Origin of the sequence: Trichocoleus sp. DQ-U1, from assembly GCF_039961925.1 — a bacterium.
GTDB lineage: Bacteria > Cyanobacteriota > Cyanobacteriia > Cyanobacteriales > FACHB-T130 > FACHB-T130.
This window is the reverse complement of sequence record NZ_JAMPKB010000018.1, coordinates 17,064-33,092: the sequence shown is the minus strand read 5'-3', so window position 1 is coordinate 33,092 and position 16,029 is coordinate 17,064. Positions and strand designations below refer to the sequence as shown.

The window sequence follows — 16,029 nt, the reverse complement described above, 5'->3', positions numbered from 1 at the left end:
AATTCCCATACGCCTTTTCCCCAATTACCAATTACTAATTACCAATTACCAATTCAGTATTATGGCGCTCGACTCTGATATCCGCGACCAAGCCTATCAGTTCTTCATTCAAGAAGCTCCAGAGCTGTTGCAGGTCATCGAATCGGAACTGCTGACGCTCAAGACAGAGCGGACTACTGCTAAAATTCACAGTCTCATGCGTGCGGCTCACTCGATTAAAGGGGGATCTGCTTGCGTGGGACTCGAAACAATCAAAACGATAGCTCACCGCCTTGAAGACATCTTTAAGGCGCTCCACAACAAAGAGTTAGAGATTGATGCCGAACTAGAAAGCTTATTGCTGCAAGCCTATGATTGTCTCCGCCTCCCTTTAACGGAGCAGATTCTGGCGGGTCATTTCAACGCAGAACAGGCGATCGCGATCGCCGAACCCGTGTTTGCCAAAATTGAGGCGCAATTAGGAGATTTCCTCACCGGAGAGGAAGTTTTACCCAATGCGGTGGAATTGGGAATTGATATCACCTTATCGATATTTGAAGTGGACGTGGCGCAAGAACTAGAGCGCCTCACCCATGTTTTAGCCCATCCTGAAAGCAATCAAGTAGCCGGAGAATTGCGGGCACTCGCTGATGTATTTACCGGCATCGCAGAATTATTAAGTTTGCCAGGATTTGGAGCGATCGCGCAAACTACTTTGGCGGCGCTCGATGCTCATCCCGAACAAGCCTTGCAGATTGCTCAACTGGCATTAGCTGATTTTCAGGCAGGGAGAGAAGGCGTACTCGCAGGCGATCGCTTGCTTGGCGGTTCTCCCTCTACCGCTTTAACAAAACTTGCTGCTACTTCTCCAGTTCAAACTTCCCCTGGATCAACGGTTACAGGCGTCCAACTGGCTCCCGAATTAGAGCTACTGACACTGACTGAAGATGAAGAGGAATCAGCGCTCTCCTTTTCCTTTTCTTCTATTGAAGATATTTTTGGTAGCTCTGTCCTCCCTTCTGAAATCAATGAAGATTTCCTAGACGTTTCGGCACTATTCACATCTGAAGAAATTTCCGAAACAGAGTTAGGCATTCCAGGAGAAACGCTAACTTCTATCGCTGCTTTCGACGAAATTCTTGATTTCTCAGATTCCAGCCTATCAACTCAAAATCAACTCCCTCTTCTCAAATTTGATGAACCTGAGCATCTAACCTTAACTACAGATGAGGAAAGTCTCAAACCAAACTTAGACGAGCGAAAACAGAAACAAACTTCAGATAAAATTTTTAAGGATTCAAAATTAACAGCAGAAATTACAGATTTTTATAATAATTCATCTTTCAACGGGCTGAAACTTCCGGCGCTACCAGCAGCTAATCTAAATCAAGAATTTGAGTTAATCGCTCAAGAAGAAATCCTCGCTTCCCCTCCTTCTCTAGATGAAGTTTTTGGTAGTTTTGCCTCAAATTTACCAGAGATAGAAATTGAAAACTCATCTTCTTTTGAAGTAGCTGAGCCGATGGCGCTGATTGAGGAAATTCCTGAATTAGAGCTAGCTGTTGAAGAAACTAACCTAGTTACTATTTCTCCCCCAGCTCCAGAACTACACTCAGAATTAATTGCAACAAAATCCTCAACGAATATTCAAGCAGTTGTTCAGGAAATCGAGCAATTATTTGATAGTTTGCCTTCCGTAACCGAGCTTCCGGTCAATCTAGTCAACACAGAAAATTCGCCTCAGATAATTCAGTCTGAAATCGACAAAGCAGCGCCTAAAACTTCTAGACCCGCTAAATTGCCTGCTGCCAAAGACAAGAAGAAAGAAACCATTGTCCCTACCAATTCTACTCCCCAACTTTCTGTTCGAGTTGACTTAGATCGACTGGAACGAATGAATAACTTGGTGGGTGAACTTGCCATTAACCGAAACGGTCTTTTCCTCCAAAACGAACAACTGCAAGCAACGGTACAAGAACTGCTGCGGCGGTTTACTAAATTTCAGGAAATCGCCAATCATCTGCGCGATTTATCAGACCAGATGATAGTGGCTCCAGAACGCCATTCTATTGCGTCAGACCAGCAAATCGCATCTCGAAAAGCAGAAAAGCCGGATGTAAAAACGCGATTTCCTGCGTCTGAAACCGAGGAAAATATAGAGCAAAATCTCCTGTCTTCTAGCACCTCTACACCCCTAACTTCTTCGTTTGACTCCCTAGAGATGGACAGCTATGGAGCATTGCACTCAATGGTGCAAGAGAGCCTCGAAGAGATGGTGCAACTCGAAGAAATCGTCGGGGATGTGGCACACTTAGCTGGACAGTCAAGCCAAACTTTAGAAAGTCAACGTCAAATGATCGCCCACTTGCGGGATGATTTGATGTGGGCGCGGATGCTTCCCCTGCGCGAAGTGTTGAGCCGCTTTCCTAGAGTTTTGCGCGACCTTTCCACAAAATACAAAAAGCCAGTCGAGCTGAAATTAAGCGGGACGGGAGTTTTAGTTGATAAAGCCGCTTTAGAAAAACTCAACGATCCTTTACTGCACTTGCTCCGCAATGCCTTCGATCACGGGATTGAGCCACCAGAAGTACGCCGTCAGCAAGGGAAACCGGAGCGGGGTCAGATTGAAATTCAGGCTTATCATCAGGGGAGTCACACGATTATTGAAGTACGGGATGACGGTCAAGGAGTCAACCTAGAACGCATCCGTTTGAAAGCACTAGAGTTGGGGTTGCTTTCACCAGAACAAGTGGTTACAACTTCAACCACTCGACTTTTAGATTTACTATTTGAGCCAGGATTTTCCACTGCGGCTCAAGTCAGCGAACTGTCGGGTCGAGGTGTGGGATTAGATGTGGCGCGATCGCAACTGCGATCGCTCAAAGGTACCATCACGGTCACGACCACTCCTGGAAAAGGTACCACCTTTACGTTACGCATCCCGCTGACGCTGACGATTGCTAAATTACTCGTCTGCTTGGTTGGTTCCACTGCTTACGCCTTCCCCGCTGACAGCATTGAAGAGATCGTCATTCCGAAAACTGACCAGATGAAGCACTCTGGAAAACAGAGATTCTTGCACTGGCGCAAGCGAATCGTTCCTGTCTATCACTTATCAGAATTACTGGACTATAGTTGTCCGTTGCCTGAATCAATTCCCAGCCAAGCTTTAGTCGCCGTTCCCACTCCCGAAGCTTGGGCACCACCGATGCTGCTAATCCGCCGAGATAACCAAATTCTTGCCTTAGAAATCGATCGCTTGGTCACAGAGCAAGAATTGGTGATCAAACCCTTTGGTGCAGCGATCGCGCCTCCAAGTTATATTTACGGTTGCACGATTTTAGGAGATGGGAGCCTGATTCCGGTAATTGATGGGGCAACGCTTCTCACCCAGATGGTTGGGCAAAGTAAGAACGCGATCGCTACGACTACTTTCACCGATCTGCCAACTGCTTCCCCCATCCAAACTGCATCAATTGACAAAACTAAAGTATCCACAAACACAGCTAAATCGCCTTTGATATTAATCGTAGATGACTCGATTACCCTCAGACAAACTTTAGCTTTAACACTCCAAAAAGCAGGATACCGCGTCTTACAAGCAAGAGATGGACGGGAAGCCATCGAACAGTTACAGCAAAATTCCAACATTCAAATGGTGGTTTGCGATGTAGAAATGCCGAATCTAAATGGCTTTGAATTTCTCAACCATCGTCGTCAAGATCCGCAGCTATCAAAAATACCCGTAGCGATGCTGACTTCCCGTAGTAGTGAAAAACATCGACAATTAGCAACTCACTTGGGAGCCAGTGCTTACTTTAGCAAACCTTACTTAGAGCAAGAATTCTTAGCAGCCCTCAAAGCCCTTTTTGAAAAAAGTGGCTCTTTAGGAGCTGCCGTTCGTAGCTCATAATAATGGGAGCATCCCAATGTTTTTAAAAACATCAATTACAGTCCAGAAACCCACCCCACCCCTCTGGGTGAATCGGGAGCGATAAATCCTACTTTCCCCTGAAAAAAAAGGCATGAACAGCACTTTAATCAACTCAACCCCCCCGGATTTCGATCGGTTAGATGTTTCCGCGTCTGTACCCGCTATTAAAGTGCTTGTGTTTAGCATTGGTAGCTTAAACTTGGGTTTGCGGATTGAGTCTATCTACAAAGTGCTCAATTCTACCCAAATTTTTGGCAGCGGACTGAATGGAGTCGGTATTGCTCATGTAGGCGATCGCGAAGTGACTGTTTTGGATCTACAACAGCGGTTGTTTTCATCCAACCCAACCCACGAAACCCTTCAGGGAGCCTACCTGATTGTTATTCAAAATATCGAAAGCGAGTTGTATGGTATCCCCGTTGAAACCGTTCCCGCTTTGATAGATGTACCCTTATCGACGATTCGAGTTTTACCCGAATCCTTTCGTCACGCTAACACGCTAGGGATAGCCAGTCACGTTGCTGTCATTTCTCAACCAGAAACTTCTCTAACCTTATTTCTGTTAGATATTGATACAACAACGAAACTTTCTTGGGGAAATTTGTCTCTGCCACCTGGTACGGATGAGGAGACACAGCATCAATAATACCCGGTTGGAATAGGTAGGAGTTAGCGATCGCATCTCCATCTCTCTTCAACGCGCTCACGACTGAACTTTTCATAAATTTTATAAATTGGTTGACAAATTTAACCTTAAAAGATATAATTAGTGGAGCGTTTATGAATCTAGTAAGGTACGCAGTGACAGGCTCAAATACTTGCTGAGTATGGTTTTTTGTGTACTTCATTCGTCCAAGAAACGCTATATATATATATATTAACTATATTAACTACGTAAAAATAAAAATAATGGGAAATCCTAGCCCTCAAAGCTCTGCTGTTCAACTTCGAGAGCCGTTTAAAGATATGGAAGACAGTGATAATGCCATTCAGGCAGGATCACTCAATCGAGTTAATCAAATTCGGCAACAGTTAGGGGTGTCGCGAGGCAAAAACATTGCCCTTTCTAACTTCAAGATTGCCGGTGACAGTGGCGAACTGATAGCTATTAGCGGTAAATCTACTCGTTCAGGAACCGTTGGCTTACCTCAACAGCCTTTATTTGAAATCTTTGAAGTCCCACCTGGACATTCACGAGCTTATGATACTGAATACAAACTGCTTGAGGAACTAGCATCTCGATACGCTCAGACTCCAGACGTTGAAGGCACTATCAATCTGTTGACAGAACGACCGCCCTGTGATTCCTGTAGCAATGTTATTCAGCAATTTCGTAGGCGGTTCCCAAACATTATGGTAACAGTTAATTATATGGTTTCCGGTTGAACACTTATTATTAGGGAGACGGGGGAGGGGGTAATGGCTTGATGTGCCCGCACCACCTTCCTACTTCCCCAATTTTAGTAATGAGTGATTAAAAGGAAAAGATATTAATATTATAAATGCGAGGCTTTAAAGAGTTAATAGTCATGTACCTAGATAAGGTAAAAAAACAACTGATAGAACTAAAAATCGCATCGCCAGATGAACAGGTGGGCTGTACCCAAGATGAAGTAATTGAGCTTGAGCGGCAGTTGGGGATGTCCCTGCCCCTAGCCTATCAGGAATTTTTATTAACTATGGGGCATGGTGCTGGTAAATTCTTACGGGGGTCAGACTGTTTCTTTGAACATCTGCCCTACCTGCAAAAGTGGGCTTTTGAGTTATTAGAGGAAAATAATTTTCCCCACTCTTTGCCAGAAGATGCTTTTGTTTTCTTGATGCACCAGGGGTATCAGTTCAGCTTTTTCAGGCTTTCGGAAGGAGGCGATCCGCCGACTTACTCCTACTGTGAAGGAACAAATCAAACTTCTTTCATTAGAAGTCATGAAAGATTTAGTGATTTTCTGGCGACAGAGGTAGAAATTCACGCTCGGTATCTCTATTTATCTGTTAATAGATGAAAGCGATCGCATCTCCATCTCTCTTTAGCGCGATCGCTCTCGTTAATTGATATTGACTCAAAAAAAATCCCCCAGTCCCTCTTTTTCAGGGGGGCTGGGGGAGCAAAATCATGAAATTGCAATTAGCGGATTGGCGGACAGGGAACGGGTGGAAACCCTCCCGCCTCAATCACGAAATCATCAAAATCCTCATCTTTTCCCGGTTGGGGTAGCCCTGTATCGTCCCAAGCGATGCGAACGCCAGTAATTTCTTCGTTTGTGCCACCAGCCAAACTGCCATTAAACGCAGCTGCTAAGTTGGTGGTGGATCTGACACTGCGTCGAGTTTGACCCGTAGGGCTAACAGATTCCAGGTAAAACGCATACCGGGTATTCGCCTTAAAAGTATATTCGCTGAGTCGATTTTCTACAGCTCCCCCATCAACTGTCCCCAGAAAATCGATTGCCGTGCCAATATTATTTTGACCAGGCGAGGAAGGCTGAGGCTGTTCGCTTCCGAAGCCGTCATAGGGTTTGACTTCTTGAAACAGCACGGTCTCTTCACCCGTATCTAAATTGACAACGCCAAGCGTTGATAGATAAGCTCCGTGAGACTCTTTGAATTCAAATTCAACCGTCGTATCCACCGGGAACTGGACAGCTTCATTTCCAAACAAATCTTCAGCGTGAACGGGTGTTGCCACGCCCATAAACCCAGCCGCGATCGCTCCCAGTAGCCACTTGAACCCGGCGGTTCTACCGTTTTTACGCTTCATCTGCCTCATCGTATTCTTGCTCCTGCTCACACTAGAATGACTCTGCAACTGACAACCAAACCTCTACCAAGTCCGCAAACCGGAGTTGGCTCTGGAAAGGTCTTGTTGCTGCAAAGTCGTTCTTAAGTTTTCGACTTCTGTCCTTAACTCCTCTAGACGCTGACACGCTTGGGGAACCGGGGGGGGTGTTTGAGGCTGTCGAGTAAACCGGCGCGTAGTAGGAGTTTGTTCCGTCAGAGCAGCCCCGCAGGCTTGAAAGGCTGTTTCTGACTCTTGGTTAAGCCGGGTAATATTTGCAGTTAGTTCCGGATCTAACTTGTCATCAGTATCAAAAACGGGTGCCGTGTTGTTCCAGATATTCGTTCCCGTGATGTCAGAATAACTACGGTCGGCTCTCGCAGGCGCAGCCATACCGAGCGCCACAATTGATAAGCCAACAACCCAACCCAGAGATTTAATGGTGTGCATTTGGGGTACTCCTCCTTAAAACTTCAATGCTGTCCCAACACCTAATACAAATCGAGAGCCATCACCCGCACCCGCAACATCGCGCAAGGCTGGAGTAATCACAAAAGGAAAGTTTTTGAAGGGAGCGATGGAAAGACCCAATGCTAAGTCCTGTCCTGTCCATTCCGCAATCAAACTAACAGGTCGAACAACGCGAACTGCCAAATTTCCAAACACGTTGATATTGTTTTCACCCGCATCAACCGCACCGTTGGAACGGAACTGTCCATCGCCGACACCAACCGTAAAAGCAACGCGGCTGAAAGCATCATTGAGAGATTCTCTCGTTCGGAATACTTTGGTAACAACTCCATATTTGGATTGTTCAAAGTCGTTGTGACCAATATTTAAAAAACCATTCCAGCCTAATGCTGCTGATACATCTCCCCCAAATCGACGATGCAGCTTGCCATTAAAACCACCTTCGCCGAAGCTATCATTTGTCGCTAAAGCGTAGGATAGTTCTACCCCCACGGCTTTATCGGCATTGCCTAAGCCGATGCCGATTCCCGCAGCCCCGACAGAACCGCTATCTTCTCGCACGTTGGGTTGATAGGTGCCGCTGATAAAGGCGGTGTTTCTATCTGCACCATAGCCAACTGGGATATAAATGCTCAGGGCGGGCGAAGCTTCAAATTCCTCGATGGGTGCTGGCAACGCTAGCGGCGCAACAGGTTCCGGACTCGGACAGGATTCTGTCGCCAGTGTGGTTCCTTCTTGAGCAACTTGATAAGTTGCATTATCTAAGGATTTAACGTTCTTGATTCTTTGCGAGGCACAGGTATTTCTGGCTTTCGGTTCCGTTGCCATTGACTGGCTGGTCTGTACCGTTGACGAGTTAGCGATCGCTCGATCTGGACGGAGTGCTTCAGCCTTGGATGTAAATGCACTTCCACCGGGTATCGTTCGTTCATTGACAGCCGCTTCGTTAACGGTTTCCCCGTTTCGGAAGGAAGCTAAGTCAGAAGCTTTCCTCCCGGATTCCTCAGATGCAGACTGGTTAATGTCAGAAGCTGTTGATAACTGGGAGAGGAGGTTATTTGAGGGAAGCGCCGCAGTTTCAGGGATTTCTTGCAAATCAGTTTGGGGAGCAGCCGTCAATGCCGGAAGTTGCCTTGCAGCGAATCCTGGGGCATTCTGAGAAGGCGATCGCGCAAATTCCTGCCTGGATGCCAATCGTGGTTCTGGTTGGATTTCTGGGGCAGCGATCGCTGTCATACTTCTAGGAGTCACCATCGGGGTGGCAACACTCCCCTCATCGGTCGCGGCTGCCTGGGGAGAACCCTCGGAACTCGGACTTTCACTTGCTTGGGCTGTCATCCCTCCAGCCACAAAAGCAGCTAAAGTACAAACAGCAACATGAGGAAAACGCATAAATTAGCCCTACTAAACTCACACCGCTCCAATTGAGAAGTCGGTCTTCCCAAATCGTTGAATAGATACTTATACAGAGTTGGGCGCGTGTATCCGCAGTGATAGTCGCGCAAATTTTGCCTCGATTTGTAAAAATCATCGCTTCAAATCCCGATCGCCGCTTCCTCTCCCTTCAGCGCGATCGCGTTAGAGAAGCGAGGCGTTAGCCGCACGCTGAGTTCTCAGTTCGCTCCCCTATCCTTCACCGGATAAACTAGCTGTGTCGATATCTATATTTACGGCATGATTGTTTTTGTTGCCCTGCTAGCTTTCTACGTTGCCTGGAATCTGGGCGCAAACGACGTTGCTAACTCGATGGGAACGTCGGTGGGATCGAAGGCTGTCACCCTACGGCAGGCATTGGTGATTGCCGGAGTGTTGGAATTTACAGGTGCCGTGCTGTTTGGTCGTTCCGTATCGGAGACGCTGGCAACCGGGGTTGTCAATCCAGAACTGTTCGCTGCCGTACCTCAGATGCTACTGATTGGCATGGTTTCGGTATTGATAGCCTGTGGCGTCTGGCTGCAAATTGCCACCAGTCTGGGCTTGCCAGTCGCATCATCTCATGCGGTAGTCGGCGCGATCGCTGGTTTTAGCTGGGTGGCTGCGGGTATCGGTGCCATCGATTGGTCATTAATTGGTCTAATCAGCTTCGCCTGGGTAATCACGCCGGTCATCAGTGGCACGATTGCCGCGTTATTCTACAGCGTTGTCAAGCGTTGGATTCTCGATCAACCCAACCCACTTTTTCAACTGCGCGAATGGATCCCCTGGTTGAGCGTGACGTTGCTGGGCGTCTTTGGGGTGATTGTTCTACCCTCTGTGAGTCAACCCATCGATACCTGGCTGACAAATCGTTTCGGCATCAACCTTCCTGCCCACGATATCCCTCTCTTGATTGGCGCGATCGCATCAGTTGGCCTTACCCGGTTCATCTGGCGACAATTAGCCCGCGAGGAAGCAGAACAGCTTGTAGACACAAGGGTTATCGCGGGAGCCAATGAGACGGACAACCGCGAAATCCCAAACTCCCAATCTAAAATTCTCAATCCCATTGAGCGCCAGCTTGCAAGGTTTCAGCTATTAAGTGCCTGCTTCGTCGCCTTTGCCCACGGTTCCAATGATGTTGGCAACGCGATCGCTCCCTTAGCGGCGATCGTTTATATCAATCGCACAGGTTCCGTTCCTATCACTGGCTTTAGCATTCCCCTCTGGATTCTAGTATTGGGCGGTGCCGGTATCGTTGCCGGTCTTGCCGTCTGGGGCAAAAAAGTCATTGCGACAATTGGAGAAGGCATTATTGCCCTCCAGCCGAGCGGTGGCTTCTGCGCCGAACTCGCAACCGCTACGACCATCTTGCTTGCTTCCCGGCTCGGCTTGCCCGTCTCCACCTCCCACGCCCTTGTCGGTGCTGTGGTTGGCATTGGTGCAGTCAAAGACTGGAAATCCATCCGCTTCCAAACGCTGCAATCGATTGGACTCGCTTGGCTAATTACCCTTCCCATTAGTGCGGGTTTGGGGGCAATTATCTTTCTAGTTATCCGTCAGATAGGGGGACAATTCGGAATTTTCCACTTGATGGATTCAATTTAAAACTTTACATCCCCTCTCCGGTTGCCCGATTGGGATACACTCTTTCTGGAAGGAGTTTCTAGGCGGCGGCTGCTACCCTGTTGGGGAAAATGCGTCCGCGTCCAAAAACTCGATCCTAAATGCCAGCGATCAATTGGCTTTCAGGCAGGGAGACACGGCGCTGTTTCATCCGCGTATTGCAAAGCTCAAACCTCTGCTTTTAAACGTGGCGCGAACTTTCTTCCCCCTTTTATTGGGGCTTTAGGGAGCAAAATATTAGACTTCTTGCAAAAGTTGTCTGAACCCTCCAAAAGTCTCTCGCTCGCGGGAAGAAGAAACTCCCTCTTTGTTCTTCAATATGTCGAGGGAGGATAGTGTCTAAGTAGTTTTTCTTGCAGGCACTGCAAGATTCAACAGTCTAGAAAAAAATTAAATTCACCAGAAAAATCTCTTAAAAATCACCAGAATTTTGGAGTAATCTGTCAGGATTGATGACAAAACATTAAACACTTTCCTTCATCAGAGAAACAACACCTAGTTGAGCAAAATCACATCCATCAGAAAGTGTATCTGCCAAAATATCAGAAATACTAACAAGACTTAAGTAAACTAAGTTAAAACTACACTTCGTTATAGCCAATCGTACCGAGGTTATACGCTAATGGGGCAACTGGACAATCTACCGGAAAATCACAACACCGGAAATGCTACGGCAACAGAGGCTCTTTTGAGGGCGATGACGCAGGAACTTGAGAACCTGAAGCAAAATCTCATCGTCCAGTTGAATCAAGACGTTGAGCGACTCCAGGCTGAGAAATCCCGGTTGGTCGATGAGATCAATCATCTACAAGCTCAGCGTCAGCAATTACCCTCGTCCCAAAGCTCTCTGCCTCAAGAACAAATTGATCAGGATCAGCAGCAATATTTAGTTGGGCAACTCACCCAAGCGATCGCAGAACACCTGCAAGATCTGCTGATGCAACGGCTGTCCCAGCAACCAGGCAGCTCCTATCACCCGCTGGGTGGCACTAGCAGCGCCAATTTGCCGCCCTCGGCAAATGACTACAACGACAGTGCCTACCGAATCCTCTCTTCCTTGGATACAACCCTAAGAACGACTTTTAAAACACTGCAACAAGACATCAGCAGCTATCAAAGTTCGTTCTCCCAGCAGCTGTCGCGGATGCACGGCTTGGAGCAACAAGGAGAAGCAATTTTAGAAACTCTCGTCAATCGCCTGCACGAACAACTGCAAGCAGAAAGCGATGCGCTGCCATTAGTACCATCCGAGTCAGAGGTTGGAGGACAAGCTTATAGCGATCGCAAACAGCCTCCAGAAGCGAATGCGATTCCGTTCTCGGTTCCGGCTGCCCCGCTACCACCGCCACGCCAACCTAAACCAAGCTCCCAAGGTCAGTTAGGGTTATTGTTGATTTTAATTTCTACCGTGGCGCTGTCGGTTCATAACGTGGTTGTCCAAATCATTGGCAGAGAAAGTCAAATTTTTAACTTGTTTTCCTTGGGAGGATTCATCAAGCTAGGTTTGGGCAACTCGCTGTTAATTTTGTGGTTCCGCATGATGGTGGTGCTGCCTTTAATGGCTTTACTTGCCATCGTTCTCTATCCCAACGTGTGGAGGGATATTAAGAAGTTTTTATTAGATCCAGACCGGCGCGGACTTTTAACGGTAGTCGGGAGTGGCTTCTTCCTGTTTTTGTCGCAAGTCCTGATTTATATCGCCATCCCCCAAATTGGCCCAGGGGTTGCAGTGACAATTCTGTTTATGTATCCAATTATTACAGTCCCGCTGGCGTGGCTGTTTTTTGGCGATCGCCCCACCTTCCTGCGCGTTGGAGTGATGTGCACGATTTCCTTGGGTGTTATCCTCGCAGCTTGGCCTAAAATCTTCCCGGCGGTTAATAGTGGGGTGGCAAGCATTTCTGGGGTGGGAGTTGGCACCGCCGCCGCCTCAGGAATCGCCTTTGCCTTCTACCTGATTTTTATGCAGCTTGGCTTTCAAAAGCTTCACCCCGTCCCCGTCAGCTTGGTTCAGTTTACAACCATCTTTGTCCTGGCTAGTATCAGTCTGATGTTGCCATTACCAGAAAATTTGGCTGTTCAGGTCATCCCCGATCGGCGGCTGGGTTTGATTATCGGCGGCGTTGTCTTGGGGATATTAACTCTAGCAGGCTATTTGTTAAATAACTTTGGCGTTCGCTTCTTGGGTGCCGCACGAGCCTCGATTATCGCTTCTAGTGGCCCTGTGTTAACAGCAGTTTTGGCATTTTTGATTATTCCGAGCGCTCAGAATGCTTTACAGCCGATATCAATTTTCGGCATCGTACTGGTGACGCTGGGAGTGTTTGCCCTAAGTTTTGAGCGGCTGCTGGTTCAAAACAAGGCGCAACCCGCAAAATAAACGATGCTGTTGGTTAATTGATTCGTCTTAGGGTGGGCAATGCTCACCCTTTTTTTATTGTTTTTTATTAGGCACTTCTAATTTATTCAAAACGCGCGATCGCGTCTTTCTCTCTAGTCAAATTTGAATCCGATCGCTCTTACCCCACCAACGTCAACACTCCTGCTGCAAAATCAAATACCAATCGCTTTTTCTGCTGGGGATTCACGCGCTGATACTGAAGCGCTCCCCAAAAATAAATATCGCCCCAGAGGATACTTCTAGGGCGATAAGCCTCTCAGCAATGCTGAGTTTTGATTTTCAACGGAGAGGGTGGGATTCGAACCCACGTTAAGTTGCCCTAAACAGCATTTCCAGTGCTGCGCCTTCAACCACTCGGCCACCTCTCCAGAGGTTTATTTATTTTGAAATGTGCAACTCAAAGCTGCGATTTTTAATAATACACTAAAACTATGACGAATTACCACACCATTCGGATACGCAATCGCCAAACCGGCACTCACCATGACCTTCAGGTGCCAGAAGATCGCTATATCCTATCTAGCGTCGAGCATCAGAGCGTCGAGTTGCCTTTTTCCTGTCGCAATGGCGCTTGTACCACCTGTGCCGGGCGCGTCCTCTCAGGGGAAATCCATCAGCCAGAAGCAATGGGGCTTTCTCCGCAACTGCGCGACAAAGGCTATGCTCTACTCTGCGTAAGTTATCCCCGCTCCGACTTGGAAGTAGAAACTCAGGATGAGGATGAAGTTTACGAACTCCAGTTCGGTCGCTATTTTGGCAAGGGCAAAGTCCGCTTCGGTTTACCGCTGGATGAAGAATAACCAAAGGCGATCGCGAAAAACAAAAAGGCAAAAGAATTTTCTCTTTTGCCTTTTGGCTTTTGGCTTTTGGTTTTTCTTGGTCGGTTGCCAAGCGAAAGAAGTTCCGACAGGCGTCACCGTGAAGGTGGAGCGGGTTGTCACCGGACAAACCCTGGAAGTGCTGGATACCAGCAAGCAATCCGCTTTGGTAGAGCGAGTGCGACTGCTGGGAATCGAGGCACCCGACATGAAACAGCAGCCTTGGGGATCGGCGGCTCAAGAGCGACTTAAGCAGTTGATTGCCGGACAATCCGTTTTGTTAGAGTCGGATGGGTCAAGCAAAGACCAGTTTGAGCGCCGGTTAGCTTATGTGTGGAAAGATGGGGTATTGCTGAACGAGCAGATGGTGGTAGAAGGGTATGTGTTTGTACCGCGATCGCTCAACAACAAATATGACCAACGGCTCACCACCGCTCAAGAATATGCTCGAATTATGGGCAAAGGCATTTGGAACCCAGAAAAACCCATGCGCTGGACTCCAGCAGAGTTTCGGCGTCAAAATCGCTAACGGCTCATTGCGAATGGCTAATTATTCATTGTTCAATGCCATTAGCTATTAGCCACAAATATGACACACCATACCCCTGACCAACTGCAAATTTTTCTAGATATTGCCACCGAGGCGGCGCTAGCTGCTGGTGCCGTCTTGCAAAGCTACTGGGGCAAATTAGAAGCCGTTGAAGAAAAAGGACGTCCAGGCGACCTTGTAACCGAAGCAGATAAAGCCGCCGAAGCCACCATTCTTTCAGTCATCAATCGCCATTTTCCCCACCATCAAATCCTGGCAGAAGAATCCGGGCAACTGGGAGATACTAACAGCGAATACCTCTGGGCAATCGATCCCCTAGATGGCACCACAAATTATGCTCATCAGTATCCCTTTTTCTCCGCCTCAATCGGGTTACTGATTGACGGAGTTCCCCAAGTCGGTGTCGTTTACGATCCATTTCATCAGGAGTTGTATCGGGCTGCCAAAGGCTTAGGAGCCACTTGCAACCGGAGGAGCATCCGAGTTTCCAAAACAGCCGAGTTGAGCAAAAGCTTGCTTGTCACCGGCTTTGCTTACGATCGACGCGAAACCGCAGACAATAACTACGCTGAATTTTGTCACCTTACGCATCTCACTCAGGGTGTCAGGCGCAGCGGTTCCGCATCCATCGATCTCGTTCATGTTGCCTGCGGACGCCTGGATGGCTACTGGGAAAGGGGTTTACAGCCTTGGGATCTGGCAGCCGGAGTGGTAATCGTGGAAGAAGCGGGGGGCAAAGTCAGCGCCTATGATGGGAGTCCTTTAGCGATTCATTCCGGTCGGATTTTGGCGACAAATGGTTATCTACACCCACAGCTCAGTCAAGAACTTTTGCAAATTACACCTCTAAGTAGATGGCAATAAGTAGATGGCAAAGTGCTAAAAATCAGGCTTCTCTGTAAGCAAGGTCACACATAGGTTTCGCAAGGGAAGTATATTAGAAAGAATATTCGGCTCTGACGGTGGGACAGCGGGCTATGTCATTTCGGATCGACCGTGGACTGTTCAAGTTTGATTTCACAGACCACCACGCAATTTTAGGGGTGCCAGTAGATGCAGGCGTCAATGACATCCGCAAACGGTATCTCAAAATTGCCCGGAGATTGCATCCGGATAGTTGCAAGGCTGAAAACGAAGCAGAAAAACAGCGTGCCAGCCAGATGTTGTCAAAATTGGTAAATCCTGCCTACGAGCAACTGTCTCAGGATCGCACGCGGGCAGAATACGTCGTTATGGTCGGGCGAATGGGTAAGCGCTTGGCTGGGGAAGGGGCGAACGCTCAACCCCAAGGTGAAACCGCGAAACAGTTAGCTCAGGCGGGGGGCGATTTAGAGCATTCCTATAAAACGGCACTGCAAAAGCTAGCACAAACGCAATATGAATCTTTGAGCCAAGTCCTAGAAGTGACGGCTCAAATCAGCGAACTGAATATGGTTTATCTGAGGCGGAAGGGGGGTTCTGGGGTAGCAACCCCGATGATGTCAGATAAACGTCCTGTCACGGGGGCTGCTGGCGGAAATGCATCGCCGCCCCCACCGCCGCCCCCACCGCCACCAACACCAACACCATCATCAGTGGCGGAACCCTATTTCCGTCGTGCTGATGAGTTGATAACGAAGAACCAGTTTGCGAAGGCGGAGATAGAGTTGCGGGAAGCCCTGAAAATGGAGCCGAACAATAGCCGTTGCCATAGCTTATTAGGGATGGTTTATTTAAAGCAAACTCCCCCTAAGGTGACAATGGCGAAGGTACATATCACCCAAGCTTTGAAATTAAACCCTCAAGATCCGATTGGGATAGAGGGCAAACAGGCACTAGACAAGCTGGCACAAAAAGTTGCGGGTGGCAAGACAACGACGCCGCCTAAGCCAGGGCAGGGCAAGCCAGGGCAGGGCAAGCCGGAGGATAAGTCTGGAGGCGGTTTATTTGGTATGTTTGGTAAGAAGAAATAAGAAAGCGATTTCTTCGATTAGCAACTCGGCTATTAGATGTTTGGAAGTTCTCGGTGAGAGCTAGAGTCAAACCGTCAACTCGCTAATCGTGAATACTTCGCTTGAA

The 16,029-nt window shown here is 47.9% G+C and carries 13 protein-coding genes and 1 tRNA gene; 10 read left to right on the top strand and 4 right to left on the bottom strand.

The features are described from left to right. Nucleotides 1-61: 61 nt before the first annotated feature. The 4 genes from NDI34_RS09965 (at nt 62) to NDI34_RS09950 (ending at nt 5,916) form a co-directional block, all read left to right on the top strand. Nucleotides 62-3,892, top strand: coding sequence for a response regulator (locus NDI34_RS09965; RefSeq protein ID WP_348232576.1), 3,831 nt, complete (start codon nt 62-64; stop codon nt 3,890-3,892). A gap of 112 nt (nt 3,893-4,004) precedes the next feature. Continuing rightward, entirely contained in the window at nt 4,005-4,559 is a 555-nt protein-coding gene (locus NDI34_RS09960) for a chemotaxis protein CheW (RefSeq protein WP_348232575.1), read from the top strand. 263 nt (nt 4,560-4,822) lie between these two features. Further along, entirely contained in the window at nt 4,823-5,299 is a 477-nt protein-coding gene (locus tag NDI34_RS09955; RefSeq protein WP_348232574.1) for a deaminase domain-containing protein, read from the top strand. A 143-nt stretch (nt 5,300-5,442) separates the two neighbouring features. Further along, complete coding sequence (locus tag NDI34_RS09950) at nt 5,443-5,916, top strand: SMI1/KNR4 family protein (RefSeq protein WP_348232573.1); 474 nt, start codon at nt 5,443-5,445, stop codon at nt 5,914-5,916. Between the two features lie 122 nt (nt 5,917-6,038). Here the strand turns inward: NDI34_RS09950 and NDI34_RS09945 are convergent, their stop codons facing one another. The 3 genes from NDI34_RS09945 to NDI34_RS09935 all read right to left on the bottom strand — a co-directional run bounded on the left by NDI34_RS09945 (nt 6,039) and on the right by NDI34_RS09935 (nt 8,552). Further along, the gene (locus tag NDI34_RS09945) at nt 6,039-6,671 is read right to left on the bottom strand and encodes a hypothetical protein (protein WP_348232572.1); all 633 of its coding nucleotides are present in this window, start codon (nt 6,669-6,671) and stop codon (nt 6,039-6,041) included. Between the two features lie 63 nt (nt 6,672-6,734). Then, nucleotides 6,735-7,139, bottom strand: coding sequence for a hypothetical protein (locus NDI34_RS09940; RefSeq protein WP_348232571.1), 405 nt, complete (start codon nt 7,137-7,139; stop codon nt 6,735-6,737). 15 nt (nt 7,140-7,154) lie between these two features. Beyond that, nucleotides 7,155-8,552, bottom strand: a complete 1,398-nt coding sequence (locus NDI34_RS09935) for a hypothetical protein (protein ID WP_348232570.1) — start codon at nt 8,550-8,552, stop codon at nt 7,155-7,157. 282 nt (nt 8,553-8,834) lie between these two features. On the opposite strand from NDI34_RS09935, the gene NDI34_RS09930 reads away from it, so the two are divergent. Together NDI34_RS09930 and NDI34_RS09925 are read left to right on the top strand one after the other, a co-directional pair. Continuing rightward, complete coding sequence (locus tag NDI34_RS09930; protein WP_348232569.1) at nt 8,835-10,184, top strand: inorganic phosphate transporter; 1,350 nt, start codon at nt 8,835-8,837, stop codon at nt 10,182-10,184. Nucleotides 10,185-10,824: 640 nt separating this feature from the next. After that, the gene (locus NDI34_RS09925) at nt 10,825-12,582 is read left to right on the top strand and encodes an EamA family transporter (protein WP_190414759.1); all 1,758 of its coding nucleotides are present in this window, start codon (nt 10,825-10,827) and stop codon (nt 12,580-12,582) included. Between the two features lie 304 nt (nt 12,583-12,886). On the opposite strand, the gene NDI34_RS09920 is transcribed toward NDI34_RS09925, so the two are convergent. After that, nucleotides 12,887-12,971 (bottom strand) — tRNA-Ser (locus tag NDI34_RS09920). A 63-nt stretch (nt 12,972-13,034) separates the two neighbouring features. On the opposite strand from NDI34_RS09920, the gene NDI34_RS09915 reads away from it, so the two are divergent. The 4 genes from NDI34_RS09915 to NDI34_RS09900 all read left to right on the top strand — a co-directional run bounded on the left by NDI34_RS09915 (nt 13,035) and on the right by NDI34_RS09900 (nt 15,923). Further along, on the top strand, nt 13,035-13,403 hold the full coding sequence (locus NDI34_RS09915) for a 2Fe-2S iron-sulfur cluster-binding protein (protein ID WP_348232568.1): 369 nt from the start codon (nt 13,035-13,037) through the stop codon (nt 13,401-13,403). A gap of 52 nt (nt 13,404-13,455) precedes the next feature. Then, nucleotides 13,456-13,950: a thermonuclease family protein gene (locus NDI34_RS09910; RefSeq protein ID WP_242030333.1), complete on the top strand. Its 495-nt coding sequence runs from the start codon at nt 13,456-13,458 to the stop codon at nt 13,948-13,950. A 60-nt stretch (nt 13,951-14,010) separates the two neighbouring features. After that, nucleotides 14,011-14,835, top strand: a complete 825-nt coding sequence (locus tag NDI34_RS09905; RefSeq protein WP_190683630.1) for an inositol monophosphatase family protein — start codon at nt 14,011-14,013, stop codon at nt 14,833-14,835. Between the two features lie 113 nt (nt 14,836-14,948). Beyond that, nucleotides 14,949-15,923, top strand: a complete 975-nt coding sequence (locus NDI34_RS09900; protein WP_190427489.1) for a J domain-containing protein — start codon at nt 14,949-14,951, stop codon at nt 15,921-15,923. Nucleotides 15,924-16,029: the final 106 nt, after the last annotated feature.

Excerpts from the sequence above, each read along its gene's own strand:
- NDI34_RS09965 (WP_348232576.1), top strand. The coding sequence starts at position 62 with ATGGCGCTCGACTCTGATATCCGCGACCAAGCCTATCAGTTCTTCATT.
- NDI34_RS09960 (WP_348232575.1), top strand. The coding sequence starts at position 4,005 with ATGAACAGCACTTTAATCAACTCAACCCCCCCGGATTTCGATCGGTTA.
- NDI34_RS09955 (WP_348232574.1), top strand. The coding sequence starts at position 4,823 with ATGGGAAATCCTAGCCCTCAAAGCTCTGCTGTTCAACTTCGAGAGCCG.
- NDI34_RS09950 (WP_348232573.1), top strand. The coding sequence starts at position 5,443 with ATGTACCTAGATAAGGTAAAAAAACAACTGATAGAACTAAAAATCGCA.
- NDI34_RS09945 (WP_348232572.1), bottom strand. The coding sequence starts at position 6,671 with ATGAAGCGTAAAAACGGTAGAACCGCCGGGTTCAAGTGGCTACTGGGA.
- NDI34_RS09940 (WP_348232571.1), bottom strand. The coding sequence starts at position 7,139 with ATGCACACCATTAAATCTCTGGGTTGGGTTGTTGGCTTATCAATTGTG.
- NDI34_RS09935 (WP_348232570.1), bottom strand. The coding sequence starts at position 8,552 with ATGCGTTTTCCTCATGTTGCTGTTTGTACTTTAGCTGCTTTTGTGGCT.
- NDI34_RS09930 (WP_348232569.1), top strand. The coding sequence starts at position 8,835 with ATGATTGTTTTTGTTGCCCTGCTAGCTTTCTACGTTGCCTGGAATCTG.
- NDI34_RS09925 (WP_190414759.1), top strand. The coding sequence starts at position 10,825 with ATGGGGCAACTGGACAATCTACCGGAAAATCACAACACCGGAAATGCT.
- NDI34_RS09915 (WP_348232568.1), top strand. The coding sequence starts at position 13,035 with ATGACGAATTACCACACCATTCGGATACGCAATCGCCAAACCGGCACT.
- NDI34_RS09905 (WP_190683630.1), top strand. The coding sequence starts at position 14,011 with ATGACACACCATACCCCTGACCAACTGCAAATTTTTCTAGATATTGCC.
- NDI34_RS09900 (WP_190427489.1), top strand. The coding sequence starts at position 14,949 with ATGTCATTTCGGATCGACCGTGGACTGTTCAAGTTTGATTTCACAGAC.